General features: G+C 60.0%; 29 protein-coding genes and 2 pseudogenes. 5 read left to right on the plus strand and 26 right to left on the minus strand.

Translation table 11 applies throughout. The features are described from left to right. The 9 genes and pseudogenes from C0V97_RS03820 to C0V97_RS03860 all read right to left on the minus strand — a co-directional run. Window positions 1-962, minus strand: a pseudogene (locus C0V97_RS03820) (hypothetical protein); the annotation flags it as partial. A gap of 24 nt (window positions 963-986) precedes the next feature. After that, window positions 987-1,565: a DUF2612 domain-containing protein gene (locus tag C0V97_RS03825; RefSeq protein ID WP_127100887.1), complete on the minus strand. Its 579-nt coding sequence runs from the start codon at window positions 1,563-1,565 to the stop codon at window positions 987-989. 512 nt (window positions 1,566-2,077) lie between these two features. After that, window positions 2,078-2,797: pseudogene (locus C0V97_RS18860) on the minus strand (baseplate J/gp47 family protein); the annotation flags it as partial. Continuing rightward, window positions 2,784-3,137 carry a hypothetical protein gene (locus tag C0V97_RS03835; RefSeq protein WP_127100891.1) on the minus strand — a complete coding sequence of 118 codons (354 nt, stop codon included), beginning with the start codon at window positions 3,135-3,137 and terminating at the stop codon, window positions 2,784-2,786. The pseudogene C0V97_RS18860 and the gene C0V97_RS03835, both read right to left, overlap by 14 nt. Window positions 3,138-3,221: 84 nt before the next feature. Continuing rightward, complete coding sequence (locus tag C0V97_RS03840) at window positions 3,222-3,860, minus strand: Gp138 family membrane-puncturing spike protein (protein WP_127100893.1); 639 nt, start codon at window positions 3,858-3,860, stop codon at window positions 3,222-3,224. Next, the gene (locus C0V97_RS03845; RefSeq protein ID WP_127100895.1) at window positions 3,853-4,887 is read right to left on the minus strand and encodes a baseplate hub protein; all 1,035 of its coding nucleotides are present in this window, start codon (window positions 4,885-4,887) and stop codon (window positions 3,853-3,855) included. Before C0V97_RS03845 ends, C0V97_RS03840 begins: the two co-directional genes overlap by 8 nt. After that, window positions 4,887-5,180: a phage baseplate plug protein gene (locus tag C0V97_RS03850; protein WP_127100897.1), complete on the minus strand. Its 294-nt coding sequence runs from the start codon at window positions 5,178-5,180 to the stop codon at window positions 4,887-4,889. The genes C0V97_RS03845 and C0V97_RS03850 overlap by 1 nt, the downstream gene beginning before the upstream one ends. Beyond that, window positions 5,177-5,911, minus strand: a complete 735-nt coding sequence (locus tag C0V97_RS03855) for a hypothetical protein (protein ID WP_127100899.1) — start codon at window positions 5,909-5,911, stop codon at window positions 5,177-5,179. Before C0V97_RS03855 ends, C0V97_RS03850 begins: the two co-directional genes overlap by 4 nt. Then, window positions 5,911-8,016, minus strand: a complete 2,106-nt coding sequence (locus tag C0V97_RS03860; protein WP_127100901.1) for a hypothetical protein — start codon at window positions 8,014-8,016, stop codon at window positions 5,911-5,913. The genes C0V97_RS03855 and C0V97_RS03860 overlap by 1 nt, the downstream gene beginning before the upstream one ends. Before the next feature lie 402 nt (window positions 8,017-8,418). On the opposite strand from C0V97_RS03860, the gene C0V97_RS03865 reads away from it, so the two are divergent. Further along, window positions 8,419-8,925, plus strand: a complete 507-nt coding sequence (locus C0V97_RS03865; RefSeq protein ID WP_127100903.1) for a hypothetical protein — start codon at window positions 8,419-8,421, stop codon at window positions 8,923-8,925. A gap of 493 nt (window positions 8,926-9,418) precedes the next feature. Here the strand turns inward: C0V97_RS03865 and C0V97_RS03870 are convergent, their stop codons facing one another. Genes C0V97_RS03870 through C0V97_RS03880 form a run of 3 tightly spaced genes read right to left on the minus strand, consistent with a single transcriptional unit; the run spans window position 9,419 to window position 10,790 of the window. Next, window positions 9,419-9,664, minus strand: coding sequence for a hypothetical protein (locus tag C0V97_RS03870; protein WP_127100905.1), 246 nt, complete (start codon window positions 9,662-9,664; stop codon window positions 9,419-9,421). Beyond that, window positions 9,661-10,524 carry a phage antirepressor N-terminal domain-containing protein gene (locus C0V97_RS03875; RefSeq protein ID WP_127100907.1) on the minus strand — a complete coding sequence of 288 codons (864 nt, stop codon included), beginning with the start codon at window positions 10,522-10,524 and terminating at the stop codon, window positions 9,661-9,663. Before C0V97_RS03875 ends, C0V97_RS03870 begins: the two co-directional genes overlap by 4 nt. Then, window positions 10,521-10,790: a hypothetical protein gene (locus C0V97_RS03880; protein ID WP_127100909.1), complete on the minus strand. Its 270-nt coding sequence runs from the start codon at window positions 10,788-10,790 to the stop codon at window positions 10,521-10,523. The genes C0V97_RS03875 and C0V97_RS03880 overlap by 4 nt, the downstream gene beginning before the upstream one ends. A 384-nt stretch (window positions 10,791-11,174) precedes the next feature. Between C0V97_RS03880 and C0V97_RS03890 the strand changes: the two genes are divergently transcribed. From C0V97_RS03890 to C0V97_RS03905, 4 genes are all read left to right on the plus strand, one after another. Continuing rightward, complete coding sequence (locus tag C0V97_RS03890) at window positions 11,175-11,645, plus strand: hypothetical protein (RefSeq protein ID WP_127100911.1); 471 nt, start codon at window positions 11,175-11,177, stop codon at window positions 11,643-11,645. A gap of 190 nt (window positions 11,646-11,835) precedes the next feature. Continuing rightward, on the plus strand, window positions 11,836-12,801 hold the full coding sequence (locus C0V97_RS03895; RefSeq protein WP_127100913.1) for a hypothetical protein: 966 nt from the start codon (window positions 11,836-11,838) through the stop codon (window positions 12,799-12,801). Between the two features lie 10 nt (window positions 12,802-12,811). After that, window positions 12,812-13,315 (plus strand): hypothetical protein, encoded by a 504-nt coding sequence (locus C0V97_RS03900; protein ID WP_127100915.1) that lies wholly within the window; start codon window positions 12,812-12,814, stop codon window positions 13,313-13,315. Window positions 13,316-13,356: 41 nt separating this feature from the next. Then, on the plus strand, window positions 13,357-13,647 hold the full coding sequence (locus C0V97_RS03905) for a hypothetical protein (RefSeq protein WP_127100917.1): 291 nt from the start codon (window positions 13,357-13,359) through the stop codon (window positions 13,645-13,647). A gap of 30 nt (window positions 13,648-13,677) precedes the next feature. Here the strand turns inward: C0V97_RS03905 and C0V97_RS18770 are convergent, their stop codons facing one another. The 14 genes from C0V97_RS18770 to C0V97_RS03970 all read right to left on the minus strand — a co-directional run bounded on the left by C0V97_RS18770 (window position 13,678) and on the right by C0V97_RS03970 (window position 23,525). Then, window positions 13,678-13,809, minus strand: coding sequence for a hypothetical protein (locus tag C0V97_RS18770; protein ID WP_255424149.1), 132 nt, complete (start codon window positions 13,807-13,809; stop codon window positions 13,678-13,680). A gap of 2 nt (window positions 13,810-13,811) precedes the next feature. Beyond that, window positions 13,812-14,273 carry a phage tail assembly chaperone gene (locus tag C0V97_RS03910; protein WP_158625327.1) on the minus strand — a complete coding sequence of 154 codons (462 nt, stop codon included), beginning with the start codon at window positions 14,271-14,273 and terminating at the stop codon, window positions 13,812-13,814. Window positions 14,274-14,278: 5 nt separating this feature from the next. Next, window positions 14,279-14,710, minus strand: coding sequence for a phage tail fiber protein (locus C0V97_RS03915; RefSeq protein ID WP_127100921.1), 432 nt, complete (start codon window positions 14,708-14,710; stop codon window positions 14,279-14,281). Continuing rightward, on the minus strand, window positions 14,710-15,864 hold the full coding sequence (locus C0V97_RS03920) for a DUF3383 family protein (protein WP_127100923.1): 1,155 nt from the start codon (window positions 15,862-15,864) through the stop codon (window positions 14,710-14,712). The genes C0V97_RS03915 and C0V97_RS03920 overlap by 1 nt, the downstream gene beginning before the upstream one ends. A gap of 6 nt (window positions 15,865-15,870) precedes the next feature. Further along, window positions 15,871-16,446, minus strand: a complete 576-nt coding sequence (locus C0V97_RS03925) for an LIC_12616 family protein (RefSeq protein WP_127100925.1) — start codon at window positions 16,444-16,446, stop codon at window positions 15,871-15,873. Beyond that, window positions 16,395-16,784 (minus strand): hypothetical protein, encoded by a 390-nt coding sequence (locus C0V97_RS03930; protein WP_127100927.1) that lies wholly within the window; start codon window positions 16,782-16,784, stop codon window positions 16,395-16,397. The genes C0V97_RS03925 and C0V97_RS03930 overlap by 52 nt, the downstream gene beginning before the upstream one ends. Continuing rightward, complete coding sequence (locus tag C0V97_RS03935; protein WP_127100929.1) at window positions 16,777-17,304, minus strand: hypothetical protein; 528 nt, start codon at window positions 17,302-17,304, stop codon at window positions 16,777-16,779. The genes C0V97_RS03930 and C0V97_RS03935 overlap by 8 nt, the downstream gene beginning before the upstream one ends. Next, a complete protein-coding gene (locus tag C0V97_RS03940; protein ID WP_127100931.1) occupies window positions 17,304-17,747 on the minus strand; it encodes a DUF4054 domain-containing protein in 444 nt (147 codons plus the stop codon). Before C0V97_RS03940 ends, C0V97_RS03935 begins: the two co-directional genes overlap by 1 nt. After that, entirely contained in the window at window positions 17,744-18,169 is a 426-nt protein-coding gene (locus C0V97_RS03945; protein ID WP_127100933.1) for a hypothetical protein, read from the minus strand. Before C0V97_RS03945 ends, C0V97_RS03940 begins: the two co-directional genes overlap by 4 nt. 2 nt (window positions 18,170-18,171) lie before the next feature. Continuing rightward, window positions 18,172-19,215, minus strand: coding sequence for a DUF2184 domain-containing protein (locus C0V97_RS03950; RefSeq protein ID WP_127100935.1), 1,044 nt, complete (start codon window positions 19,213-19,215; stop codon window positions 18,172-18,174). Further along, the gene (locus C0V97_RS03955) at window positions 19,215-19,727 is read right to left on the minus strand and encodes a hypothetical protein (protein ID WP_127100937.1); all 513 of its coding nucleotides are present in this window, start codon (window positions 19,725-19,727) and stop codon (window positions 19,215-19,217) included. The genes C0V97_RS03950 and C0V97_RS03955 overlap by 1 nt, the downstream gene beginning before the upstream one ends. 12 nt (window positions 19,728-19,739) lie before the next feature. Beyond that, window positions 19,740-20,903 (minus strand): DUF2213 domain-containing protein, encoded by a 1,164-nt coding sequence (locus C0V97_RS03960; RefSeq protein ID WP_127100939.1) that lies wholly within the window; start codon window positions 20,901-20,903, stop codon window positions 19,740-19,742. Beyond that, window positions 20,903-21,712 (minus strand): phage minor head protein, encoded by an 810-nt coding sequence (locus C0V97_RS03965; RefSeq protein ID WP_199751615.1) that lies wholly within the window; start codon window positions 21,710-21,712, stop codon window positions 20,903-20,905. The genes C0V97_RS03960 and C0V97_RS03965 overlap by 1 nt, the downstream gene beginning before the upstream one ends. A 220-nt stretch (window positions 21,713-21,932) precedes the next feature. Beyond that, window positions 21,933-23,525, minus strand: coding sequence for a DUF1073 domain-containing protein (locus tag C0V97_RS03970; protein ID WP_127100941.1), 1,593 nt, complete (start codon window positions 23,523-23,525; stop codon window positions 21,933-21,935). Window positions 23,526-23,530 lie beyond the last annotated feature (5 nt).

Here is a 23,530-nt window from a genome sequence, read left to right on the forward strand (position 1 = left end):
CCCCCCGCCCCCAGGGGGCTTTGCCTCCCAGGGGGCGCTGCGGCTTTCCCCACCACGGCGATCCCGGCCAACCCGCCCGCCGCTGCAACCGCGTAAACAATGTTCGGGCCGCTCGGCAGTCCATTGCCAGGGCATCCCGGAATTGACGACGCAGCGCTGGAGGATGTTTGTGTTCCGGCATAGCCGCCAAGCCCACCGGGGCATGAGAGCGCAGCAAACGAGCCAAACGGGCCGAATGTGGTGGCGCCTCCGGKCCCGCCCGCCTTGCCAGTCACACCAACGCCACCAACGCCGATGCTGATCGGGATCTGCTGACCAGGAGTGACGGGGAAGATCGCCTCTACATAGGCACCCGCGCCACCGCTTGAAGCGCAGGAAGATCCATTGCCGCCGGTGTTATCAGCGCTCCCCCCAGCCGCCCCGCCCGCCGCCTGGAGGCGAACACGAATTTTATAGACGCCAGCCGGGACTGTGTAAGTCTGGGACGATGTAATGACGGTCGTATTGAGATAACGACCGGGGTTAAATTGTGCCGCATACGTCTCGGTCGCCAGTCCTGCGAACAGATTGACCCACGACGCGCCAGACTCACCGGGTGTGATCAGGTTGTTGTCGGCGGTGGATACCCAGAAGAGGCCGGTGGTGGTGGGGTCGGCGACGACACAGCCCTGAGGGTAGCCGCCGACTGCCTGCGCAAAGGCGGCCGAAAAGGGCGGAAACACGCCGCTTTCGTAGTTCTGCGCGGCCGTCGCAAGCATCCGGAGCGCGCCGTTCATGTCCTCTCCGAACATGAATGACCCCCCGGCTTCAGGCGCCACGAACGTTGCCGGAGGGAAGCCAAGGTTAAGGGAAGCCCGGCCAAGCGCGTTGGAAGTACCGGGGATTGGATACTGCAGGTGCGTGCTATCGGCCCCGGCCCCCCAGACAGTGGGGAACTGCGGTGAGAAGTCGGTTTTCTTCATTGGTTTCCTGCCCGGCTGCTGCCGTCATTCCTCGAAGGAGTAGGAGACGTTCACGCCCGAAGGCTGGGGCAGAACCCCGGAACGATAGATGATCGACAACTGCACCGGTGTCGGCACGAAGTCGAAGCGATAAGTCATCGTCATGTTCTGACCGTCGATGACGTAACAGCGCCCGGAATCACCGAAGAGCGTCATGAGGATGTTGTTCAGCGACGTGATCGAGCAGTCGGTGATATTCGCGGCTGCCTTGGCGAAGATCAGCTTGCGATAGGCATCATCCGTGAGCGCGACATTCGTGGTCGTCGTCTGGCCGCTGTACCAAATGCCTGCGTTGAATTCGCGGATCGCTGTCGATGTGCCGTTGGCAGCCGCTTCATCGAAGCCGATATACCCGCTCTCTGTAACCTGCAAGACGCGCCCGACACCGACAATGCGGCCCCACACGTCGAGGCCCCAGCCAGTCGCAGTTGAGGGGTTCCAAACCTGATTATACCAGAGGTCGAAGAACGCCTCCGGATCAATCGCCTCAGCAAAGGATTGAATGATCGTGCAGAGCCGGGGCGAGTTGGAATACTGCGAAAGGATGGTGTCATAGATATCCATCGCATCACACCAGCGTCAGAGAGATGTTCCCGGCTGCCATGGTCGGCACCTGCGCCATTGTCATCGTGACCAGGTTCTGATTGGCGCGGAGGCGCGGTGCCGATTTGCAGCGTCACCAGCCGCGCCCATGTTCCGAGGGACATGATCGCGCAGCCAAACTGGCTGGCATAGATCGTACTGGCGATCGTGGGACGCAGGCCGGAACTACCACCAGAGGCGAACTGCGCCAGAACAGCATTCTGGATCTGGGTGAGGGCATCGGAAGGCACATCGACGCCGTTCTTGATGGTCACGGCCAGATAGACTGGCGTGGCCTGTGCCACTGCATAGTTGATCGTATAGGTTGGCCCGTTGCCGTTATAGACGGCTGCCGGATCCTGAACCTGCACGCTCGTTCCGCCCGTTGTGCCGCAACCAGGGCTTTTTTTCTGCATGATCGCGAGGCCAATGTCAGCAGGTGCGCCACCCGCTACGCAGCAATACACGCTGTTGGCCGGCACACTTACGCCGTTATAAGTGACTGCCGCCGTTGTCCCGTTACTGTACGCATAGGCATCCGTGACGCTGCTCAGCTTGAGAACCTGCCCAAGGATCGAGGCGGTTTGGCTAGTCGAGTTGGCAGAAACCGAGTTGTTCCGCCGCTCTTCGAAAGCAATCCGGCCTTCTGCGTCAGACCCCAGAACGCCAGGCGAGGCGTTGGACACCGACGAGACGCCAGCCGTGTATTGGTAGAGCGACAGGGAATTGGCAGAGCAGGCGAGGGCGCCTGTCTCGGTGTTCGCCACCGTGGCCGAGGCCGTGCCGCCAGCCGGGATCGTCACGTCAGCCGTCAGGGCGTATTGATAGACGCCATCCGTTGCGATGACGCTGCCCGACGCAACGACCTGCCCAGCCGTCCCCACGATCGACACAGCAACGGTTGTGGCCGTCGCCGGAACGCGGGTCATGAAATAGATGTTGCCGATTGCATCCTGCATCCGGCCAGAGGCAACCTTGGGGTCAACGCCGTTCGCGACTGCCAGAATGGCGTCATAGCAGTTGCCGATCGCCGCTGCCTCTGACGTGGCAATCTGACCCTGAGGCGTGGACAGATCCTGATTGACGTTCCCGCCCATAGCGGCGCTGATATCCGTCAGCGCACCCGTCAGAACGTCCAGTTCATCAGGCGCAACCACGCCTGCGCTCGTAATCGTGAGCGCCGGAATCGAGGTGGTGCCGCTAGAACTGGACATCGAGCGTTTCGCCTGTCGTCAGGGTGATTTGCATGATACCGGAAAGGCTGCGGTCGCCGCCCAGTCGGGACACGACGCACGAGGCGTCCTGAACCAGCGGAACAGTGCGAGCGGCAGCTTCAGCGAGGCGCTGGAAGATCGGGACGGATTGCGACTTGCCGAGGATCTGAGCCTGATACGGCAAGCCTTTTGACGTGTCGTAGTAGCATTCGCCCTGGAACACGCGGATGGCGTTGGATACGTCCTGAAGCACCGAATAGGGCTCGGAACAAATCGCGATATTGCCCGATCGGTCGAGCACGAGGTCCCATTCCGTGCGGTCAAGCAGGAGGGATTGCATCGCTGATTTCCTTGGGACTGGCCGGATTATCGGCAGACTATCGGTTTATGGCACGCTGTTTGGTCAAAGTACAGCGAAACAGGGTCACTGCGGCTTGCCGGTCGAGCCGCTGCCTGTCTGCACACCCGTATGCGTGTGATTGTCGAGGGAGATGCCGTTGCCGGTTACGTCTCCGGTGGCCGTGATAGGCCCGTCGACCTTGAGACCGCAGGCGATCTCAGCGGCGTTCGCTTCGATGCGAACAGTGCCCGGTGAGACGATCCGGATGCCGTTGCCATTCATGATGATAAACTGATTAGGCGCACCGTTCAGAAACCCGCCTACATAGACGCAATCGCTCATGGAGTGCATGCGGAACGAGCCCGGAGCCGAGGGCTGGCGTGACGTGATGACATTCTGAATATCGCGGCCCGACACCATCACATAGCCGATATCTCCCACCATGGGGTCGATGATCAGCGCCGAGGTGCCGCCCTGTACGCGCAGGTAAGGAACGCCCGTTATGACGCCATGCGGGTACGTCTTGCCCTGGCCGTCCTGCATGTGAACCATGGGCTGCACATCCACCTGACCCACCAGAGACGCGCCGCCGCCGTGGACGGCTTTGACTTGGACGAGGATGGGGGTGCCCATGGCGGATATGGCCCGATCAACGGCGGCGTCAATCGCGCTTCCATTGGTCAGCCCTGCGAACGTACTCTGGGGTGAGACATGATCAACCATTGTACGAGATGTTCCCTGCGTAATCGGTTCTCATCGCTTCGACGCGCGTGAACCATCGGCCATTGGGGATTTCGCTATCGAGTTCGTGCGTGACCATCTGCGCGACCCATGTGCCGTTGACCGGCATCGGGGCCACCTGTCCGGCCTGATTGTTTACCCAGGCAGCAGGCAGATACGCGCTGTCGATTGCGAAGGTGTTCATGAATTGCAGGCGGTGGTCGAACAGCGTGACGAGAGAGACGCCGTAATTGCTATAGGCCGGATAGCCGATCATTCCTGTCTTGGCGCTGACCTTGGGGATCGTCTTGCCCTGCAAGTCCTTGAGATTGTTCGACCAGATCGTGACCTGATACGGGCTGGCTTGGCCTGTAGTGCCAAGCATGGGGATCGCATAGATGAATTTGTAGGTCTTTTTCAGGGCCTCGATCTGGTCAGTCATCGAACCGTGCAGATATGTCGGCCCCTTCGCTTTGGCGCTGACACCATAATTTACGAAGGAATATCCGGCGTCCGAAGCAATTTGCGAGATCATCCCCGCCAAACTCGCGCCTGCTGGGAACGAGTGCGGGTCGATCACATTCATATTTGGCCCCACAACGTCATAAGAGACGATGTTGAACGCAGGCTCTGGCGCTGTTGAAAAATCAGCAAAAGCAGAGGAAATGATGCCATTGAAAATGGTCGTCATTCCCGCCTCATCGTCGCCAGCCTCGATCATGATGCTGTTTAGCGTGGTGCGCGTCAGATCGCTCAGGACGCCAGGAATCCGAGACGGCATGAGTGACATGCGGTTCATCAAGGGAAGCGGCAGATTGTAGATGCGAACGTTCGCCGCCGATCCCATGCGCAATCCAGCGTTGGTCACGTCAACCTGGCACCGGTAGCCGGTCAGCTTTTCTTGATCGACCACGCCGCCCGCAGCCTGGCCGCCAGAGCGCACCGTGAACGTGATGTCGATTTTCTTCTTGGTGAAACTGCGCGGCAAGCTGCCGCCATAACTCGCGTAGGAACTGAGCGAACCAGACATCACGCCCCCGAATAGAACAGGAACCAGCGTGTCCCGAAGCCTGAGTAGTCAGGATCGTCGGAGCCTTGCAGGTCGATGAAAGCAAAATCCCCAGGCAAGCCCAGATAGGCCGCTCTCACGATGTAAGTATCAGTCAGCGCCAGGGCGCCAGCCACCACCTGAACATCATTCAGCCAGACATTGAGATAGACACCTGTCCGGCGTTGCTGCACGTCCAGGCGGATGTTCTGGCCATCCAGCACGATGTTGAGTGTTTGATAGGGGGTCGCTGTGAGTGGTATGATTCCAGTCATAGGCCTGATATCCGATCCATGATCCCGGCGAGGTCCGGCGCGCCGCTGGGGAGAGACTGAAGCTGCACCTGACCGGATTGAACCGGCACGGCTGCCGAGACTGATTGTGCAGAGGTGTTTTTATACCCCTGTGTCGCACCGCTTCGGATTTCCTGGAGCATGATCTCCGCCACGGGCATTGTGATGCCCTCACGTTCTGTTCTCCGGAAGCGATAGCCGACGATATTGGCGCTCATGTAGCTCCGCTCGGGTATATGGATTTCGTAGAGGTTCGTGTCCGCTACGATCTGCTCGAGCGTGTCGAAAAAGCTTTTCCTAACGAAAGCTGGCCCTGATCCGGTAATTGCCCCCAAAACCTGCGTTAGCCCCGCCGAGATTGTTGTGCCACTCTCGCTACCATCACAGACGAGAAGGATGCGTGAGACGTATGGCATTTTGACTTTGTTGTACGATACGAATCCGCCGTTTTCAGTCGGCCCGCTTGGCACCTGATAGGCGACCTCGTGTTCAATGCCGAGAACGTGCGCGCTTGTCAGTATCTGGGTGCCATTGAGGAATACACCCCATTGCGCCGCTGCACTGGTGATCTGCCAGTTCGCCACTTCTTGCCCAAGCAGATTGGATACAGATGCAGAGACGCCATTTCCAATGGACTGGCCGAGCAGGGCAGGCACGCCAGCCATGACCGGCACATCCCACACGGAAGGCAGGGGGATAACGGGGAAAGCCATCACTGAACTCCCGGCGCGTTTACGGCCGCCAACTGCTGGCGCATACCGTCATGGAAATCACGAGCGATGCCCTTGGCGTCGGTCGCATTGGTAGGAATGATCACGTCACCATGCAGATTGACGTTGTGCGTCGTGTTGTTTGTCGTGTTCGCGACCGAGCCGGGGCTGTCACCAGCGGTCACAGACGCGGCCATTCTCGACACTTCACCCGTTCCGATTGATCGAGCCGCTTGCGCGTGCTGGTCGCGCATGGCGTTGATCATGTCAGCCTGCGGGCTGACAGAAGGGCCAGCGTCACGAGGGCGTAGTAATGTGGCCACATCCTCACGCGTGAGAGCATTTGCGGGCTTGACCCCACCGAGTGCGGCATCTGTTGCAGAGGCCAAGCGCTTGATTGCGGTTTCCTGCTCTGCCTTCGGAGCCTCGTAACGTAAGACAGTTGATGATATGCGGCCCGGCGACGCATCGACGCTCGTAGCAAGCTGCCCAGCCTGCGAAGCCCCCGCCTTCAGAACAGCCACAGCATAGTCCTGCGCGTCAGTCCCAAACCCGTCCGCCTTGCTGGTTCCGGTCTTGAGCCAGTCCGCAGCACCCCCTGCTCCCTGATTGTGGGCGTATCCGAGGGCAGCAAAGCGCTGAAGGTCTCCTAGCTTGCCATATGCATCGCTGCTTGAGCTCAAAACGGCGTTGTTACTGTCGGTGAAGGCGCGGAAGAAACGTTCCTGCATCGCATGGTCTGCAAGGAATGTCTCTCGTGTAGGCACCGGCTCGCGCAGCCAGGCGGCGGCGTCTTTGATCGCACTCGATCCCATTTGATACTTGCCTGAGTACGCGCCGTTGTAGCCGCCTACCTTGGTGTAATCTCCGCCGCTTTCCTTCTCTGCTATTGTGCTGGCATAGAGATCGAATAGAGGCGACTTGCTGGCCACACCGCGGGAGTGCGTTCCTGTACGCCCCTCTGCTCGCATTTGTGCAAGGACATCAGCTTCGCCCTCGTTCGTCTTGCCGGGAGCCATCACTGCCGCACCCGCAGCAACAGCCAAACCCCAAGGGCCTAACCGGGACAATACACCGCGCCCGCCTATCCCGCCCGCTGCAACGGCCTCTGGCAGAGCGGCTGCCTCTCGGGCGGCCTTCAACTCGGCTATTGCGGCTCTCATCGCTTTGGTGTCGCCACCAAACAGGCGCTTGATGATGTTAAGCCCAGCCATGCCCGCCAGGATGCCGCCAAGTCCGCCGAACGCCTTGGATAACTCTCCTACGGCAAGGGTGATCCCGCCAATCGCGCCGGCGATATCCGGATGATCGCGCTCAAGCTCAAGCAGGCGACGAACGACCTGATCCAGACCGGGCGCCAGCTTGGCCGTAAGAATGTTCGTCAAGTTCTCCGACTGCTTTGTTAGGATGCCCCAGTCCTGATAAAGCTGCCGCGACGCTTCTGTGGCCGCCTTGGACGGTGCTGGCATGTTCTTGAGTTGATTCTGAAGGTCCGCAAACTTCTTCGGGTCCATCAGAACCTGATTGATCATTCCCTCACCAAAGTTCAGATCGCGCATGTAGCCGAGCGCAACCTGATTATTGATGTGGTTCTGATGAACGCTGCGGTTGAGTCGGGCGACGATATCGCCTTGGATGTTGCCGCTCTTGTCCATGAAGTCAGACACGCCGAGACGTGCGAAGGCCTGCGAGACCTTGGCAAGTTCCTGCGGGTCGGTCATGCGCTGCTGAAGCGTTCCAAACGCCTGCGTGACCTCGCCAAACGACCCGCCCGCCGCCTTGGCCGCTGTTTCGAGCCGGTTCAGCCCTGCCGGGTCCATGTTGAGCCGCTGCGACATGTAATCGAGTTGCGCGTTCGCCTTGGTCGTATCGCCAATGAACGCCTTCAGGCTTTTCCCAGCCGTGAACACGGCGAACATAGCCAGAGCCTCGCGTCGAACACCCGAGAAGAACGACGCGGCCTTGACCCCGTCGCGCTCCATGCCCGATCCGGTGGCCTGAGCCTGCTTCTCGACCTCGCGCAACTGCTCGACAGACTTGCGCGCCTCGCCTGAGAACCCCTTCGTGTCCATGCCAAGTTGAATGACGAGGCGATCAATGATGGACATTTTCAGGGCTCCAAAACGAAAAAAGCCCCCAGGGCGAACCATGGGGGCGTCAGTCTGGCATCAGACCAGATCACAGTAGGGAGTTTGGTCAAGCGGGGCAAGGAGAAGGGGGGAAGAAACAGAAAGGTCACTTATCTTGCGTTGCTTTGTTGAACCAGTTGTGCCCAACATGGGTTCGAGCTATAGCGCCCCGACGAATTGGTTCGGCGTGCAGAGATAGGGAGGTTTGAATGTCTTACTCGCGCAAGATTTCTGCTTTTTCCCGTAGCTTTGCCGCTGGGATTGGCGGCCTGGTCAGCTTTGGTGCCCCCGCTCACGCATCCACTACGCCATCATCCAGCGAGTTGATCAACCGCGCATGGCAGGGGGTCGGCGCTTCCATCCGTAATAGCATGGACGATTATGACCGACAGCACCCCAAGACAGCCAAGCGAGAGCCCTGACCCCGTTCTGACAGGGCGGCATATTGGCACAGCATTCAATCACCCAAAGCCGCTTGATCCGCTCTATGTCGCGCCCGACAATTATTCGGTCACTGCGATCCAGCTTCAACATCATAGTGGCCCATTGCCGGATCCAGAAACGCTAGCAAAATACGGTGCCAGTGATCCCACTCTGCCGGGACGCATCATGGCTATGGCAGAACGCGGCCACGAAGCACAACTCATGAGAGAGCAGGCAATCCTGCAGAACACTCTTAGTGTTGATATAATTGGACGATTCTTTTCCCTGCTCTTCGCCCTAGCCGGTCTAGGACTTGCCGCTTACGCCTTGCATCTCAACTACCCGAAGGTGGCTTTCGCCATCGTGACAGTGTTGCTCGGGGGCGCGGTTTATACGATAGCCACCGGCAAAGAGTCGCGCGCTAAGAAAACCACCCATGACGCGCCCGAAAACCCGACAAGCTAAGAGCATGGCCTGCACCCCCCGAATGGTGGGTGCAGGTAGCAGTGGCGAGGTTAACTACGCGCTTGAAGCGGCGAGGCTACCGAGTGAACGGCAGATTGATACGCATTAGCTATAGTGGATAACGAACGAGAAAATCGTCACTTTCAGGATCGTCAAAGTAAAGCTGATCATGATCTGCGCCTTGAGCACTCTTGGCATTGGGCAAGATTACCCAGTGATGTATAGAACTTCTCTCTAGCCTGTTCGCCCACGCCTAGCACCATCACAAGTATGATACACAAGAGCCCTGAGATGCTTGTGCTGGATTTCGTACGGCAGAGTATGAACGGTGCATGGTGCAGAAACGCAAGCGGGTGCGATCGCGCCACTCTGAGACGCGGTCGAGAACCAGACGAACTGAGCCAGGACGCAAAACGCCCCCGCGGATGGACGCGGGGGCGAATGTCTACCACAGACGCCTCACGATAGCGTGAGGAACGGGGCGGGGCAAGAATTACGCGAGGGCAGGGCTCTTCCTATCCGCCTGCGCAGACACGCCGCCATACTCCTGGTAGAGCGCCGTCAGCGCCTTTACCGCGTTCTCGGAGAGAGCCTTGCGCTTGGTCGGAACGCCTTGGCGAGCCAGATACACTTCCCTGAGGTCGCTCTCCAGTCCGGCCGCCCAGTTCGGCAGCGAGGTGATGACCTTCCCCCATGTTCGGGCGAATTCCTCGCCGCTCGCAGAGGTCAAAGCGCTCATGACACTGCCTCCTTCGGGCGGGAGAAAGGGCGCGGTGACAATTCCGTCCGGCCTTTCTTTCCCTTGGGGGCAAGAGTGCCTTGCCCGGTCATCTTGTCCATGTGAGCGCGGATCATCTCTGCGCCTTCAAACTGCATCCAGCGGGGGACGACATCAACGTGGAACAACTTGCGTTCCTTGTCGCGGTTCCATCGGATCGATCCGCCCATGTCGTTGCGCAGGAGCCAATTAACGCAGCGACGTGACATCTTGCGGATCAGGTCACCGCGGCCCTTTTGCAGCACACCGGCATTTTCAACGAAGAAGCGCATGGGGCGGTAATCGGTGGTAAAGCCTGCCGATGGGTCATACGCCGTTATCGCGGTTTCCAGTCGCTCGACCAGCGCGGCCAGGCGTGCCTCTTGGGCGTCCATCCGGGTGGTGACCGGCGACAAGGCCCGAGTGATCACGGCTTTGGTTATGCCGCCGTGTTCGCTATGGGTAAGATGATCGCCAGCCGCGATCACTTTGCCGAAGAAGTGATTAAACAGGACGCGGGCGCACTCGCTCTGGTAACGGATGACCGTTGTCCGCACCTCATCCTTGAGGCGGTCGGGATGGATGGTGGCAAGCCAGAAGTTCAGAAGGTCGAGAGAGAGGCAGGTGCCGTCCTGTTCACCACCGTCTGAAGGTATGGCTGTAACAGCCACACCTTTGGAGAGGACGGGATGAGCGTTCAGCTTTTTGCGCTGAAAGCTCCAATCCAGCCCCATACTCTCAACGATGGGCTTCATCGCTACGAGGGTATTTTCAGGCCGGTCGCCCGCAATTGCGACGAGCTTCGCGCCGTGGAAGTCGATGGTGGTGAGAGCGTTGGTCATGCCACGTCTCCTTTACGAAAGCGCTCGAGCAGAACAGCAGATGAAAACCAACCATCCCCCTCCAGGATCTCCGCGATCTCCTTATCAAAGTCGGCTGCAGCGTATCTGCCCTCGGCCCTCATCTCGCAGGCCACCACGATCTCGGCGATCACCTGGTTGCGGCGTATGGCTTCCTTGGTAAGCGCTTCATGCGACAGGGAGGCGAGCCAGTCTGCATCTGCCAAAGGCTTTGCGCCATCAGGCGTATTCGTGCTATCTGCGGTCATCGCAGTGTCCTTTCAGGGTCATTGTTCAGAGGCATCGGGGGATTGTTTGGCGACGTGCCCCGATGCCTGCTTTTCCGAAAATTTGAGCCCGATTTCGATCAGGCGAGTAATTGCTTCATTCCGGCTACGACAACCGGAAGGGATCCCGTATGCGTCAATCCGTTCGCAAACCGACGCCCCGATGCGTAAAGGGAAACGCTTAATAGGCTCCTTCGATATGCATCCGTTGCCATATCCTTTTACCGCGGCCAATGTGCTGTCCTCCGAAGTGGCGCCAAGATTGGCCCACGTCGATGAATAACGCATGTATGAACTGTGATGTCAATTGCAATGTCACACAACCACGTGCTGAGTCGCTAAGAACGCGAATGTCAGGAGACGACTATGGCTCAGTCACCCGAGAAAGCTACGACAGAGCGACGCATACATGTGTTGCCCGTAGAGTTGCTGGATAGGGTGCGTTCCTATCAAACGGACAATGGAATAGCATCAGAGGTTGAGGCCGTAAGACGGCTACTTAGCGAGGCTCTTCAGGCGCGCGATACCATCGACGATTTGATGAAGCAGGTCAGGGCGCAGTTCAAAAAAGACCGTGACTTTCGCACTCTCGCTCGAGATGTCCTGAGTAGTCATATCCTCGTCAAGAAGATCGAAATAGGTGATAATGAGCTCCAATTCACGATGAGATCTGATGATGCTGGGAAGGTCAGTCGGCGTGGTGACATGCAAACCGGAACAGCAAGTGATGATGGCTGGGTTCAATCTTGGCGTGACTGGCCACCACCTGAGGAAAAGGCGCGCAAAAGCCGCGGCTGGGATTCGACCGACCGAGACAGCGAAGAAATACCGTTCTAATATTGGAATGCTACCGCGTTGGTCGCAGTCATCGTTCGGACGTCTAGTCTACTCGGCAGAAGCGCATAAAGTGATGCGCGCTGAAGCGATCCGCCGTTGGATATAAGCGGGCATCGCTGCAGAGGGATTTGTTGACGAAGCGGTCGCCGATACCTAGCCTGCGCCTCAGTTTGGTAGGGGCGTTCACGGAATGAAAAAAGCGAATTTCGTTACGGCGGCTTTTTGTGCTGTGTTTCTGGCCGGGTGCGCTGCTGACGGCTCCGACAGCCATGCCCTGGGAGACTCTTTCGGATACTCATTCCACCCTGAAATTGCCTCTTGGCAGAGTAGTTTCCCCTTCCATGAAGCCGATGCATATCACTCGCACGGCATCTCGTATAACGAGGCAGAAGAATGGAAAGGCGCGAATATTCCCTACGAGCAAGCCATCAAATGGCACTCTATCGGCTTCTCGCCGGATGACGCCAAACTGGCGCTTGGTTCGGGCATCAAAAGCGCTGACGAGGTGGCCCCGTGGTACTATCAGCTTGCTCCCATATTTTCGCAAAGCAAGCCACTGCCGACTCAGCTTGTGTCCTATGCGTCAAATGCTGGCACGTCATACACGCCGGCTGACGTAGCGGCTGTCCTACAGAACACCTCCGCACCGATCGGCAACGTCAACGAGGTCATCGCCCTCGCTCGCCAGGTGCATACTGGGACGCCCGTTTCTCAGTTGCCGTCGCAATTGACGGCCATGCGCGACGAGGCGGCCAAACAGCAGATGGCCGCCGATGCGCAGGCACAAGCCCAGCAAAAGCAAGCGCGGGTGGACCGCTACGGCGCTGTCGTTCTCGCCGCCTGTAAAGGCAAGGTCACGCAGGCCAATATGATTGTTACGTCCGAAAACCCATATGCCACTCAAGGTTTGTGCATCGAGGCAACGATCCGATCTATTTGGGGGCAGATTCAGTGGCTCAATCAACACTCTCTCCTGCTTACGGATGGTCTGCCTAACGGACAAGAGCCTATGTCAACCATCATCACCGACCCCAACGGCGCGCTGCGTCTTAACGCGCAAGCGGTGCTGATGGGGGTCAAGCCCATCACCTACACCTCTGTCCTTGGCGCGCAGACGGTTGCCCCGACCTTCGTGGTGGTGAAGTATCTGAATTGAGGAGACGGTTATGATCGAGTGGATGGATAGGGGGCTGCAACGTGAATTGCTGCTTAAGATGGCAGAGGAGTTCCCGTTACCGGTAGATCTCCGACTTTCCAATGGCTCTAAGGCTGAAATAATCAAGGCCGGCCGGAATCTAATCTACCTACAGGGGCACGGGCTGTGTCAGGCTGCTTCTGGTCAGAGCGCAAATACTGCTTCTGCTGCGAATGCGACGACTCCCGAGCCCATCTTCAAGATCACCGCCAAAGGCCTAGACTTCCTCCAAGATGACGGCGGCCTGAGCGCAATTCTTAACGTCGTCACGGTACGGTTCGAGGCCGACACGCTGCGGGCACTTATCGCCGCCAAGATCGACGCCAGTTCCGAGCCAGAGGAAAAGAAGGCCAAGGCGAAAAGCTTGCTGAGTGCTGTCAAAGAAGAAGGCTTGAAGCAGCTCACCAGTAAGGTGGTAGGAGAGGGATTGAGCAGCTTGCCCCACATTGCCGACTGGGTGATCTCAGCTATCTGAATCCGTTGACGGGACTCGATCCGGTGCGCTGAGGTCGGGGGATGAGCGACGAAACTGAGAAGAAGCTGCAAGACATCTACGACCGGGCCGCATCTGGGCAACCGGTCATAGCGTTCGATTTCGACCAGACAATGCAGGTCGCCTTTACCCCCGAAGGAGGAGTAGTGCTCGATTGCCCTTGCGGGGCTCTTGGTGGCACTGACCTTGCAACAGTGGTTCGGGTTTCTCTAACGCCGGCAGCAGCAGGAAAGCTTGCGGTCGATCTTCAGAAAGCGGCGCAAAGTCTGGACATAGACTGGCAAGCTCTTGCCAAAACGCGGCGCTTGGATTGACGCCGATCTGACGTTTCTCAGATTGCATCTTCACCCTCCATTATAGTCCCGCACCATCCCTATCTCCATGAGGTCAAGCATGTCCTCGGTGTCGTAGATGGTGCTGAGCTCGTGCAGCGTGGCGAGGCCCGAACCGACCACATAGGCGATCGGGCGGGACACGTTCACGCAGCGGGCTGGGGTTTGTCGCTTGCCGCCTGGGGCACCAGCATTTGCACGAGCGGGGAAATGAGGTACGCGGCGGCTTTGAAAAAACCCAGGTGCATCCGAAACGCCTCCGCTTGCAGGCGGGGCAGCGTCTCGGGATCTTCCAGATCGGCATCGATGATCTGACCACGCGATGCCGGGTTGTTCGGATCGCGCTGGATCTTCACTGTTGCCATGAGAGCGTCCAGTGCCTTGTCGGCAGCCTCGTCCTCAAGCTGGCCGAACATGGCCTGAGCCATGCCCCCCAGACCTGACAGACCGATCTCCATGGCATCCGGGGGCAGGGCCATGCCCGCCCGCGTCAGCGCCTTGACCAGATGCCGTGCCCATCTGTCCGCCTGCATGGCGGGCATACGGGTAATCACGAACACCTTGCCCGCGTCCTCGCCGTCAGGGATCGTGTAGGTCGTTTCTCGCAAGGCCATCAGATACCAACGGGATAGACCCGCTCCCAACGAATGGTGAACTGGCGCTCCTCGAGCAGGCGACCGGCGCTCGGCATGGGGGAGGCCGAGACGAGGTAGCCAGTCACGAGCGTATATTTGCGCCCCAGCCCCGGAAGCGTGATCTCGCCGCCGAGGATGTACGGGGTGCGCGCCCCGGCCATGGCGGTTGAAAGCCCCTCGAACATGATCGCACTGTCGGAATTCGGCTGAATGCCCAGCGTCATATCGACCGGGTTCGGCACCCAGCCAGCGTTGAGCTTGCCGTCGATCGACATGCGGGTTTCAACCTGCTCGATCGCCGCGGCTTCCCACGCGCGATCTGCCGACCAGTTTTCGAGGCGAACCGGTGCATTGAACAGCGTCTGCACCGTGAGCATGAAGATGGCGTCAGCCGAAGTGATAAAGGACATCAGATGACCTCACGGGACAGGAGGGTGATCATTTGGACGGACTGGCCATCCGCATAGGCGAACTTGGACGCCGGGATGGCGCGGGCTGCGCGGCTGGATGACGTGGCCGTAGATGCGCCGGGCTGCTCGTAATAGCCCTGGTTCACCACTGAATCGGCCGCGCCATCCACACCGAAGAAGCGATTGATGGCGAGCTTCTGGCTATCGCTGATCGCGACACCGGTCTGGATCGCACCGTAGCTGAGCGCCTGACTGATGACCGACTTGCGACCGGCCGAGATGATGGCGTCGCCCTGCGTATTGAACGGCACGTTGCCGAAATTCGTCAGGGTCGAGGCGTCGGCATACTGCAGGAGCGCATTGATCCAGATCTGATTGATGTAGCTGTCCGCCCAGAGGAAGGGGCCGGAGACGCTGCCGTTATAGACCCAGTTGAACGACCCGGCGCGCCCGCTGAACTGGCCGTACCAGTTGTAACCGTTGGCCAGCAGGGTAGCCGCCGTTGCTGCGCTGTAGGTGGCGGGCGTGACCTGACCGTTGGAGGTAAAGGCGAGGTTCTGACGCCCGTTCACCTGATCGAAATTCAGGGCAGCCATCCAGCCCAGAAAAGCGCCCGCCGCAGCCGGGTCCATGTAAACGGGAGAAGTGCCGGTGAGGTCCTGTGCGACCAGCCACGCGCCAAAACTCGCCGTGCTGCCCTGCGTCGTTGCTGTCGCATCCGTATCCCAGGGAACATACCAGTATTTCGCATTCTGCGCTCCGGTCCATGTGGCGAAACCCTGCTTCTCGGTCAGGGAGGGCTCGAACGCTGTGCTGAAGCCGGTCCACTGAAGCGACGCAGCGGCCATCTTGTCCATGAAGGTGGCCGGGGTATCGGTGCCGTCCACAAAGCCAGCGAAATACAGCGTGGCGGGAAGCTGGAAGGCGTTGTCGTAGCCCGTGAAATAGGCCGCCGCCATCTTGTATTCGTTCGCGCTGGTGCCGAACGCCACGCCCACATCCGCAAGGGTCGTGAACGCCTTCACAGTGCCGTCAGGGACAGCCGTGACGTTCGTCGTCAGGATAAGGCCATTGAGAAAATCGAGGGTGCCGTTCGCCGGGATTGTGCCCGGCACGACCGACACGACGAGGGAGATAGGTGTTCCGACCGCCACGGGCGTTCACTCCTTGGGTGAGGGGAAAGAGGCATCGACCTCGCGGAGATCGACGGTGATGGACTCTGCAAATTGCTGGGGGGTCGAGACGGTGAAGTTGACCTGAAATTTCAGATCCGCCGTCCAGTTGTCCTCGTATTGCTTGTCGCTGTTGATGAAGCCGGTCTGACGCGGCTCAGAGGCGTAGAGAGGGGCCATGACGCCGCCTGTGGCGTTGCGCAGCCAGTCTGCCGCGTAAATGTCCCGCCATAGGGCCACGACACGCTGCACGGCCTCGCCAGATACCGAACCGAAGGCCGATATCTGGACCGTGCATTCCATCGGCTCGACCACTTCGCGCGTCGTGCTGGTGTAGCTTGAGGCGTTGGTGGCGATGCGCCGTCGAAAGAGCGGCGTGAAAACGATGAAAGGGCCGGGCGGGGCTGCCACCCGGTTAAGCTGTCCCTGCATCACTTGCACGCCATTCGGCACGACCGTCAGAAGCCAGGACCGGAGCGCGGTGTTTATCTCGCGATCGGTCGGGGAGAGCGTCACATGGGACAGGGGGCCGCTGTCTGCCGGGTCACAATCACTTTGGACCATTCGCCGAAACCCCATTCCTCCACCGGCTGCGTCACGAGCCAGTCAGAGCCGTAGAAATTGAGAACATCGCCGCCGACTTGCAGCGGGCGTGAAAGCCCCTTGAGGCCGCCCCGGATATAGACGGCGCGCATATCAGCCTGCTGGTTGATGCTGGCCACGAGCTCGAGATCACCCGCCGAGACGGCCTGAATGTCGGCCTCCACGGTGAGGGCGAATGTCTTGCGTGTGACCGACCCGTCAGGCTCGATCGTTTGCCCGTCCGAGCACTTCACCGTGACGGTGGTGGCCGGGTTGACGATACCCAGCGCGCCAGAAGCCAGGCCGAACACGTCAATCATCGGACACCTGCGAGCGGATGGAGTTGAGAAGCTGGCCCGACCAGTCAAGAGGCTTGCCATCAGCCCCGCGAGCGCCATTCTTGAGATCGGCGACCGCCTTGAGGAATTCCGCCGTTCCGTAGTCGCCTTTGGGATAGCGGTCTTTCAGTAGGTTGGTCAGATCGGAGTTGGGCGCGAAATCGCCTTCCCTTATGGTGTCACGGATCTGGCTGGCGATCCGCTCGCCAACGATACCGAGGGCCTTTTCAGCGTCGTAATCAGTTGCCTGAAGCGCCTTCGCAAGATCGCCGCCCCACTTGTCCTGGTTGTCGTTGATCGTCTGGCGCATGAACGGGCGAGGGGGCGCCGATTTGGTGCCGAACTCGTTCCATTGCGCGACTTGTGCGACCTTGGTCTTGTCTGGATATTCCGCATCCTCAAACACGCCCGCCTCGACAGTGCCGCCACGCGCCACCTTCTTGGCGAGCTCGTCCAGCGCCTTGCGCAGCTTGTCGCCGCCCCTGAATACCTGCTTTGCCATCAGGGCCAGATCCTTGCGCGTGCGGAGCGTCCGGGGATGAACCGCATCTGTCGGAGATAGGTGGTCGCCTGCCAGAACATGAGGCCATATTGCGTCTGGGCGAACCATGACTGATTGGCCGCAGTCGATCCGGCATCGAACGAGACTGAGACGCTGCCACGCGTGGCCGAGGCTAGGCGCCCGACGCTATCGGAACCACGGCCGCCCTGAGACTGGGGCAGGAACAGGAACGCGATATGCGCGGTCAGCAGGTAAAGCAGCCGTGTCCGCTTGGTCACGTCCGGCTCTGCGCTGTAGGCGCTGTTGTCGAGAATGGCGGTTGCCATATCGAACCGGGCCTGAGCGGCGGCCTCTGTGACAGAGGATGCCAACTCAGGATAGGCCGCTGACCACGCCGCATAGTCGAACGTGACAACGCCCGGTTGCGGCGTGGTGTCGGTCATCGGGTCGCGGTCTCCGCTTCCATGCCCTTGCGCTTCAGATCCTCTGGACTGACGCCCTCGAACCCGGTCTTTTCGGTCGCGAACTCGCGGGCCTTTGCATCGGCTGCACGCTCGGTCACTTCCGCAAAGACGCAATGGTTCTTCACAAGGTCGCTGTCCTTGTGCTGGGCGAGCCACTTATCCCAAAAGGATTTCTCGACCTGCGTGCGCCCGACACGACCCAGCAGGACATTATCCTTGGGGTGGTAGTCCGGCGCACGGTTGGCGCCGTTGACGGTGACGCTCTGGACGTAGCCGACCGGGCTGCGGTCGGGCTTGTCATCGGCGCTGAGTTTGGCACGGCGCTCCACATCGCCCTCAGGAGCAATGCGCAGTTCCAGGCCATGGGGAAGGCGGCAGAGAACAGTGACGGTATCAGCCATGATCAGATCCCCACCATCTGGGCAACAGCCATGGGACGCTTCCAGATCGTGCCCCAGCCGCCACGGCTCATCTTCTGGCGCGCATTGGTCGAATACTGCTCGATACGGTGCATCGTCAGCTTCTCGGTGAAGGCGGTCGAGACCGTTTCAACCCCGTCGATCTCGGGCGCGAACATCTGCATGACATTGGCGCTGGTGTAGCCGCCCGACATGGTGACGCCTGCTTCCGGCAGGAACACGATCTCCATGTTCGGCCAGGACTGCTTGATGAGAGCGGCCAAGGTGACGCCGTAGGTGTTGGCGTAGTTCATGACCTGCGACAATTCGGACGGCACAACTACCTTGAGCCGCGTCTGATTGTCGATGTTGCCCATCAGCGCCTTGTTGAGCGCCGCGAACAGATTCACGAAGTCCTGATAGACGGCGTTCGGGTCGCTCGTGCTGGTCCACGCTGTGGCCGTCCCGGTCTTGACCGATGCCGTGATGGCTGCAGGCAGGGCAGGATCGTTCAGCGCGCCGTAGTTCTCAAGACCCGAGACGCCGAACAGATTGATGAGGTTCTGCTGCTTGGCGAGAACCGACACGCCAGCCGTGCGCTGTTCAGCCACCCACGGGATGCTGGCCGTGCCCATCATCTCCGACTCAAGGTCGCCATACTTGGCCCAGGTCTGGAAGTGGAAGGACTGGCGCGATACCCAATTGGCGTTCGCGCTGCTGTCGCCGCCCTGCTCGTAGTCACCATAGGCCACGGCGTAACCCGAGGACTCGATGACCGGGAACATGACGGTCTTGTTGGTCCGGTCGCCCTTTTTCTCCGAACCGTAAATCTCTTCGGATTTGGCCGGAGTGATGAGCTGGCGGATAAGCTGCGGATCGACGGTCGTATTCAGGATCGCCGGGATGCCGCTGTTCGGGGCGGTTACGGCACCGAATACGGGAGCAGCGTCAAGCGCCACGCCCTTTTCGTCGGTGTAATGCGTGACGCCGCGAAGGTTGATGCCCCAATCCATCGCAAGGCGAGGGGCCTCAGCGCGAAACGATGCCATTATTCGTTGCTCCCGGAGATCGGCGCAACGGCGCCGGAGATGATGATGGTTGCGCCAGCAGCGCCGCCCTGCGTGACGACAAAGCCCGTGGCGACGGTGCCGGTCGGAACCGTGCCAGCCGCGCCGGTCTGAAGGCTGCCATCAGTGGTCGAGGCATACACGGCCTGACCTGCTGTGGCAGCGGTGGAGGCAACGGCGAAGTAATCGCCGCCCGACATAAGCTGCACGTTGAAGCCGCTCGGCAGGAGCATCGTGCTCTCGGCCAGATAGGCGGTGATGAGAGCCTGCTGATCGCGCAGAACGAAGCCCGTTGGGGCTTCGGAGCCGACCGGCTTGTTCAGCACGGTCACGCCGTCAGCCTGCACCCACCCGAACGCACCGACAGCTACGCCAGCCGAGCCAGCGCGGAAGCCGAGCGAGCCGGGGATGGCCGAGCGGCGAGGATTTGCCGAGGCGATGCCGCCAGGGAAGCCGACCGCCCAGTTATAATTGATCTTGTTGGGGAAACCCATCGGTCAGGCTCCTTATGCCTTGATGCGAGCAGACTTGCCCGCGATCGGGGAATCAGTGGCAACGGCGCTATCGGCAGCCATGCGACGAGGGGCCGCCTGACGCTGCGTGACAACACGCCAGATCGCGGCCAGACCAGCGGCATCGGAAACGCCGTCAAAGGCCACACCCTGATCAGCGAGCGCGTAGCGATAGACCGACGCGGCGCTATCCATGCCATGCACGTCGCCAACAACCGGGCGGACGGCATCGAGTGCCACGCGCAGGGCTGCGGTTTTCTGCTCCTGCTTGGCCACGGCGCGGGCAGCTTCGTCACGAGCCATGCGGCGGGCGTCGGCAAGCGAGATCATCCGAGGGGCGGCATCGGCGGCCTTGCGGTCGTCCTTGTCGTTTTCTTCCTCGTCCATCGCATCGTCGTCGTCATCGTCCGTGTCGTCAGAGTCTTCGGCCTTGCGGTCCTTGTCCTCTTCTTCCTCGTCCTCGGCTTCCTTGCGGTCGTCCTCTTCCTCGTCCATGCACTTCTTCACATCCTCTTCCGAGGCATCGAGTGCGAGGCGACCGGCCTTCAGAGCGGCTGAAACCTTCGCCGCCGGTGACATGGGCTTGTGTCCAGCCATGCTCTTTCTCTCCAATGTGGGGGATGCGCTGTCGCCAATGATGGCGGTGTCAACGCGGGGTTTCTCGACCAGGGCGAGATGGTTGAAGCGGATGTTGACCATCTTCAGGCTGTATTCCTGCCCGTTGATGGACCCGCTCTCAGGGACGATATCGTAGGCATATCCGGCGGATACGCTGCGCTTCGATCCGTCCTGAATTCGTGCGATTGCATCACCGTCCCAGATCGACAGTTCGCCAATCAGATCGGGGGCATCGAATGAGACGTTGTTGACTGCGCCCACCGTGATTTCGCGGGGGTGAGCGTCTGCGCTGATCGGCTGATGGATCTCGATCAGCGGCTTGCCGTTCATGCTCGCTGCGGCATCGCGCAGGGCATCGGCATCGCGATAGACCTGATAGAGAACGTCAGGCTTGAGCCCGAGGCGTTCGGCATCCTTGATCTCGCTGCCCCAATAGGGCGAGACTACGGCTGCGCTGAGGATGCACCGCTCAACGTGTAGATGGCCGTCATCATCGATCCGTCGAACGGATCGGTCGAAGGCCATGACCTGCTTTGTCATCAGTCATCAAATCCTGGGATGATGGGCTTGGACACGCACCGGCAATTCGGCTCGGAGCCGGGGAAAATCCATTGCCCGTCGATGTAGGCGCCCTTATCGAGCCGGTAGCGCAGCTTATCGCGCCCGGCCTTGACGTGGCTCTCTCGCGGGTGCTTGCCGCCGTGGGAGTGCTGCCAGATGGCCTCTGTGATCCCGAGTCCCATTTGACGGGTGCGGGTCATGGCCTCGCCAACCTTGCGGTTCTGGTCGCGGGCGATGAAGGCAGCGCGCCGATGAGTGATGCCGTAACGCTGCTTGAGATCCGCCGTCAGGGTGCCGAGATCGCCACCAGCCAGAGCCGACCGCATCACAGCGCCCTCGACCTGCGAGAGATACTGTTCAGGGATCGACTTGATCAGCGTCACGTTCTCGGCAGCCGAGAGAGCCGCCGTTTGCTTCATAGCCTGCGACGGCTTGAACTTGATCGCAAACCCGTTGCGTTGCAGGTCCAGGCTCAACTGACGGTCTGCATGGCCCTGAGCCTGCTTCACGAAGCGACAGGCTAGTTCGTCCGCCACCTCATTGAACCTGGTCCGCCACCGCGCTGTGAGCTTGTTCATGATGCCTTGCAGCACCGAGGCAGGGGAGGCGTCCTGCGCAACCTGCGGCTCGATCTTGCGGTAGTTCGCCCTGACCCAATAATCGACGCTCGCGGCCATTTCCTCGACCAGATCGGTGAGAGCCTTGCGGTAGGCGGCTTCCACTCCGGCGTTCGGGCGCTGCGGGGCGAGGATTCGCCCTTTCGCGCTGTCACACCGGAGTTTCGTCATGGTGTCGCCTTGGGCTTTGTCTGTGGTTCCGTAACTGTCACAGCAATTCGTGCAGAGCGTCTGGTTATCCAACGGAGGCCGATATCTGCTCTCGCGTCAGCTTGGCCGTATGTTTGCGCTCCAAGGGCAAGCAAAAAGGCGTGCCAATAAAGCAATGCTTGCGCTGCTGGTCGATGCCACCAAGCGAGAGAAACCGTCACAGAGACGTTGAAAGGCTCAATCACTCTTCGTTCTCCGCCTTGCTCAGCAGCCCCGACATGCTGCCGTCATCCAGATCGTCGTCTGGCTTTTCGGGCGCGGGGGCGGTCAGGTTCACGTTTCGGTAGATGCTGGTGTCGTCCGTCGCCTCGCGCTCGCGGGCCTCGTCAGGCGATATCTTGCCCGCGACGATGTTTACGGCGTCGGTGTCGGACTTCAGCTTCTCGACCTCGGCAGCTTGCTTCTCGTCCATCTGCCAGAGGTGGACGAACTCGTAATCAATATCCGGGTCGATATCGCCCCAGAGATGGATCTGAACGAGGTTGAACATCCATCGTAGTGTTGGCTCGATCTGGTCCGCCTGCCATGCTGCGATCTCGTCGTAGAACACGCGGATTTCGCCGTCAGACGAGGCGTTCAGGCCAGTCGGCTGGATGCCGAACAGCTTCACCAGCGGGATGCCGGGGATGGACGCCGTAGCCTCCATGGCCTGCGCCAGTAGCTCGTTCAGACCGCCAAGCGGGGTGGCGAGGATCTTGGCGTCCTCTTTCTCCTTGTCCGCTACAATCGTGTCCTGCCCATCCGAGATGGACTGAAGCAGATTGGCGCGCCCGGTCAGCGAACTCGGATTGATATCGCCATAGTCTGCGTGCTGGGGCGTGGCCATATTCCCGAACATATCGGTCAGCAGGACCAGCTTTGAGAAGTTGGCTGCGATGCTCGACACGCTGTTGCGCAGGCGCAGGAAGTTGTGGACGTAGCTCTTGAGCTGCTGGGTGAGCGACAGGCCGCCGAAGTTGAAGGCGGGCGCCAGCATCTGCGAGACGGGGAAGGGCACCATGCTCTTCATGCGGGATGAATGGACCCGCGAACCCTGCACCCACCAGACGGATGGCTTATAGAAGTCATCACGCAGCGGCGTATCGGCGTTGTAATTGGCTGGCGTCGTCCAGATCGGCTCAACGTTCGCAAATCTGCGAAGAGCGCCCTGAGCCATGCCGGTCTTGTTGACGCGTAGAGGCTTTTCCTGGTCCAGCGCGCCGTACCCGAGATCGCCAACGTCAGCCCAGACGTGGCCTACGCCATAGCCGAGGCCGTGCCGGATCTGCTCGCGGATCACCTCGCGAATATTGAACGACTTGAAGGCCGTCTCGATCTCGGAAATGCGTTTGGCCGCAGTTTTATCTTCGCCCGGCTGGGCCGTCTGCTTCTTGCTGCGGAACCTGATCCACTCGCGGGTACATTCCTTGGCCAGTACATCGACCGGCTTACGGAATTCCGCCCGCTGCATCATCTGAGCAAGATACGGATAGCCCTGAAAACTCAGGCCGTCTGCGATGTAGCCTTCAATGATCCCAATGTTCTCGCCCGCCCACGCGCCGAACCCGGCGGGGAGGGACATAGCGTCATCCATCGCGAGTGCAGCACCACGCACGCCAGCCGGGGGCTGATAGGGCTGGAACGACTGCGTGGCGGCTTCAATCCGTGCCAGTTCGGCAAGATCGGCATCCTGCGCAAACCTCGCGAACGAAATGCGCGGCTCTTTCCTCTCGGCTGGACGCGGCTCTACTCGCGCCGCCGGTGCTGCGGCCTTGCGGGTGAACCAAGCTGCCATAGAAG

This window comes from Asaia sp. W19 (assembly GCF_003994335.1).
Taxonomy (GTDB): domain Bacteria; phylum Pseudomonadota; class Alphaproteobacteria; order Acetobacterales; family Acetobacteraceae; genus Asaia.

Excerpts from the sequence above, each read along its gene's own strand:
- C0V97_RS03870 (WP_127100905.1), bottom strand. The coding sequence starts at position 9,664 with ATGAGCGCTTTGACCTCTGCGAGCGGCGAGGAATTCGCCCGAACATGG.
- C0V97_RS03890 (WP_127100911.1), top strand. The coding sequence starts at position 11,175 with ATGGCTCAGTCACCCGAGAAAGCTACGACAGAGCGACGCATACATGTG.
- C0V97_RS03955 (WP_127100937.1), bottom strand. The coding sequence starts at position 19,727 with ATGGGTTTCCCCAACAAGATCAATTATAACTGGGCGGTCGGCTTCCCT.
- C0V97_RS03915 (WP_127100921.1), bottom strand. The coding sequence starts at position 14,710 with ATGTCCTTTATCACTTCGGCTGACGCCATCTTCATGCTCACGGTGCAG.
- C0V97_RS03950 (WP_127100935.1), bottom strand. The coding sequence starts at position 19,215 with ATGGCATCGTTTCGCGCTGAGGCCCCTCGCCTTGCGATGGATTGGGGC.
- C0V97_RS03905 (WP_127100917.1), top strand. The coding sequence starts at position 13,357 with ATGAGCGACGAAACTGAGAAGAAGCTGCAAGACATCTACGACCGGGCC.
- C0V97_RS03945 (WP_127100933.1), bottom strand. The coding sequence starts at position 18,169 with ATGGCTGATACCGTCACTGTTCTCTGCCGCCTTCCCCATGGCCTGGAA.
- C0V97_RS03860 (WP_127100901.1), bottom strand. The coding sequence starts at position 8,016 with ATGTCCATCATTGATCGCCTCGTCATTCAACTTGGCATGGACACGAAG.
- C0V97_RS03825 (WP_127100887.1), bottom strand. The coding sequence starts at position 1,565 with ATGGATATCTATGACACCATCCTTTCGCAGTATTCCAACTCGCCCCGG.
- C0V97_RS03880 (WP_127100909.1), bottom strand. The coding sequence starts at position 10,790 with ATGACCGCAGATAGCACGAATACGCCTGATGGCGCAAAGCCTTTGGCA.
- C0V97_RS03895 (WP_127100913.1), top strand. The coding sequence starts at position 11,836 with ATGAAAAAAGCGAATTTCGTTACGGCGGCTTTTTGTGCTGTGTTTCTG.
- C0V97_RS03835 (WP_127100891.1), bottom strand. The coding sequence starts at position 3,137 with ATGCAATCCCTCCTGCTTGACCGCACGGAATGGGACCTCGTGCTCGAC.
- C0V97_RS03845 (WP_127100895.1), bottom strand. The coding sequence starts at position 4,887 with ATGTCTGGTTCGCTCAGTTCCTACGCGAGTTATGGCGGCAGCTTGCCG.
- C0V97_RS03900 (WP_127100915.1), top strand. The coding sequence starts at position 12,812 with ATGATCGAGTGGATGGATAGGGGGCTGCAACGTGAATTGCTGCTTAAG.
- C0V97_RS03925 (WP_127100925.1), bottom strand. The coding sequence starts at position 16,446 with ATGGTCCAAAGTGATTGTGACCCGGCAGACAGCGGCCCCCTGTCCCAT.
- C0V97_RS03850 (WP_127100897.1), bottom strand. The coding sequence starts at position 5,180 with ATGACTGGAATCATACCACTCACAGCGACCCCCTATCAAACACTCAAC.
- C0V97_RS03875 (WP_127100907.1), bottom strand. The coding sequence starts at position 10,524 with ATGACCAACGCTCTCACCACCATCGACTTCCACGGCGCGAAGCTCGTC.
- C0V97_RS03965 (WP_199751615.1), bottom strand. The coding sequence starts at position 21,712 with ATGACGAAACTCCGGTGTGACAGCGCGAAAGGGCGAATCCTCGCCCCG.
- C0V97_RS03960 (WP_127100939.1), bottom strand. The coding sequence starts at position 20,903 with ATGACAAAGCAGGTCATGGCCTTCGACCGATCCGTTCGACGGATCGAT.
- C0V97_RS03930 (WP_127100927.1), bottom strand. The coding sequence starts at position 16,784 with ATGATTGACGTGTTCGGCCTGGCTTCTGGCGCGCTGGGTATCGTCAAC.
- C0V97_RS03855 (WP_127100899.1), bottom strand. The coding sequence starts at position 5,911 with ATGGCTTTCCCCGTTATCCCCCTGCCTTCCGTGTGGGATGTGCCGGTC.
- C0V97_RS03935 (WP_127100929.1), bottom strand. The coding sequence starts at position 17,304 with ATGGCAAAGCAGGTATTCAGGGGCGGCGACAAGCTGCGCAAGGCGCTG.
- C0V97_RS03940 (WP_127100931.1), bottom strand. The coding sequence starts at position 17,747 with ATGACCGACACCACGCCGCAACCGGGCGTTGTCACGTTCGACTATGCG.
- C0V97_RS03865 (WP_127100903.1), top strand. The coding sequence starts at position 8,419 with ATGACCGACAGCACCCCAAGACAGCCAAGCGAGAGCCCTGACCCCGTT.
- C0V97_RS03970 (WP_127100941.1), bottom strand. The coding sequence starts at position 23,525 with ATGGCAGCTTGGTTCACCCGCAAGGCCGCAGCACCGGCGGCGCGAGTA.
- C0V97_RS03840 (WP_127100893.1), bottom strand. The coding sequence starts at position 3,860 with ATGGTTGATCATGTCTCACCCCAGAGTACGTTCGCAGGGCTGACCAAT.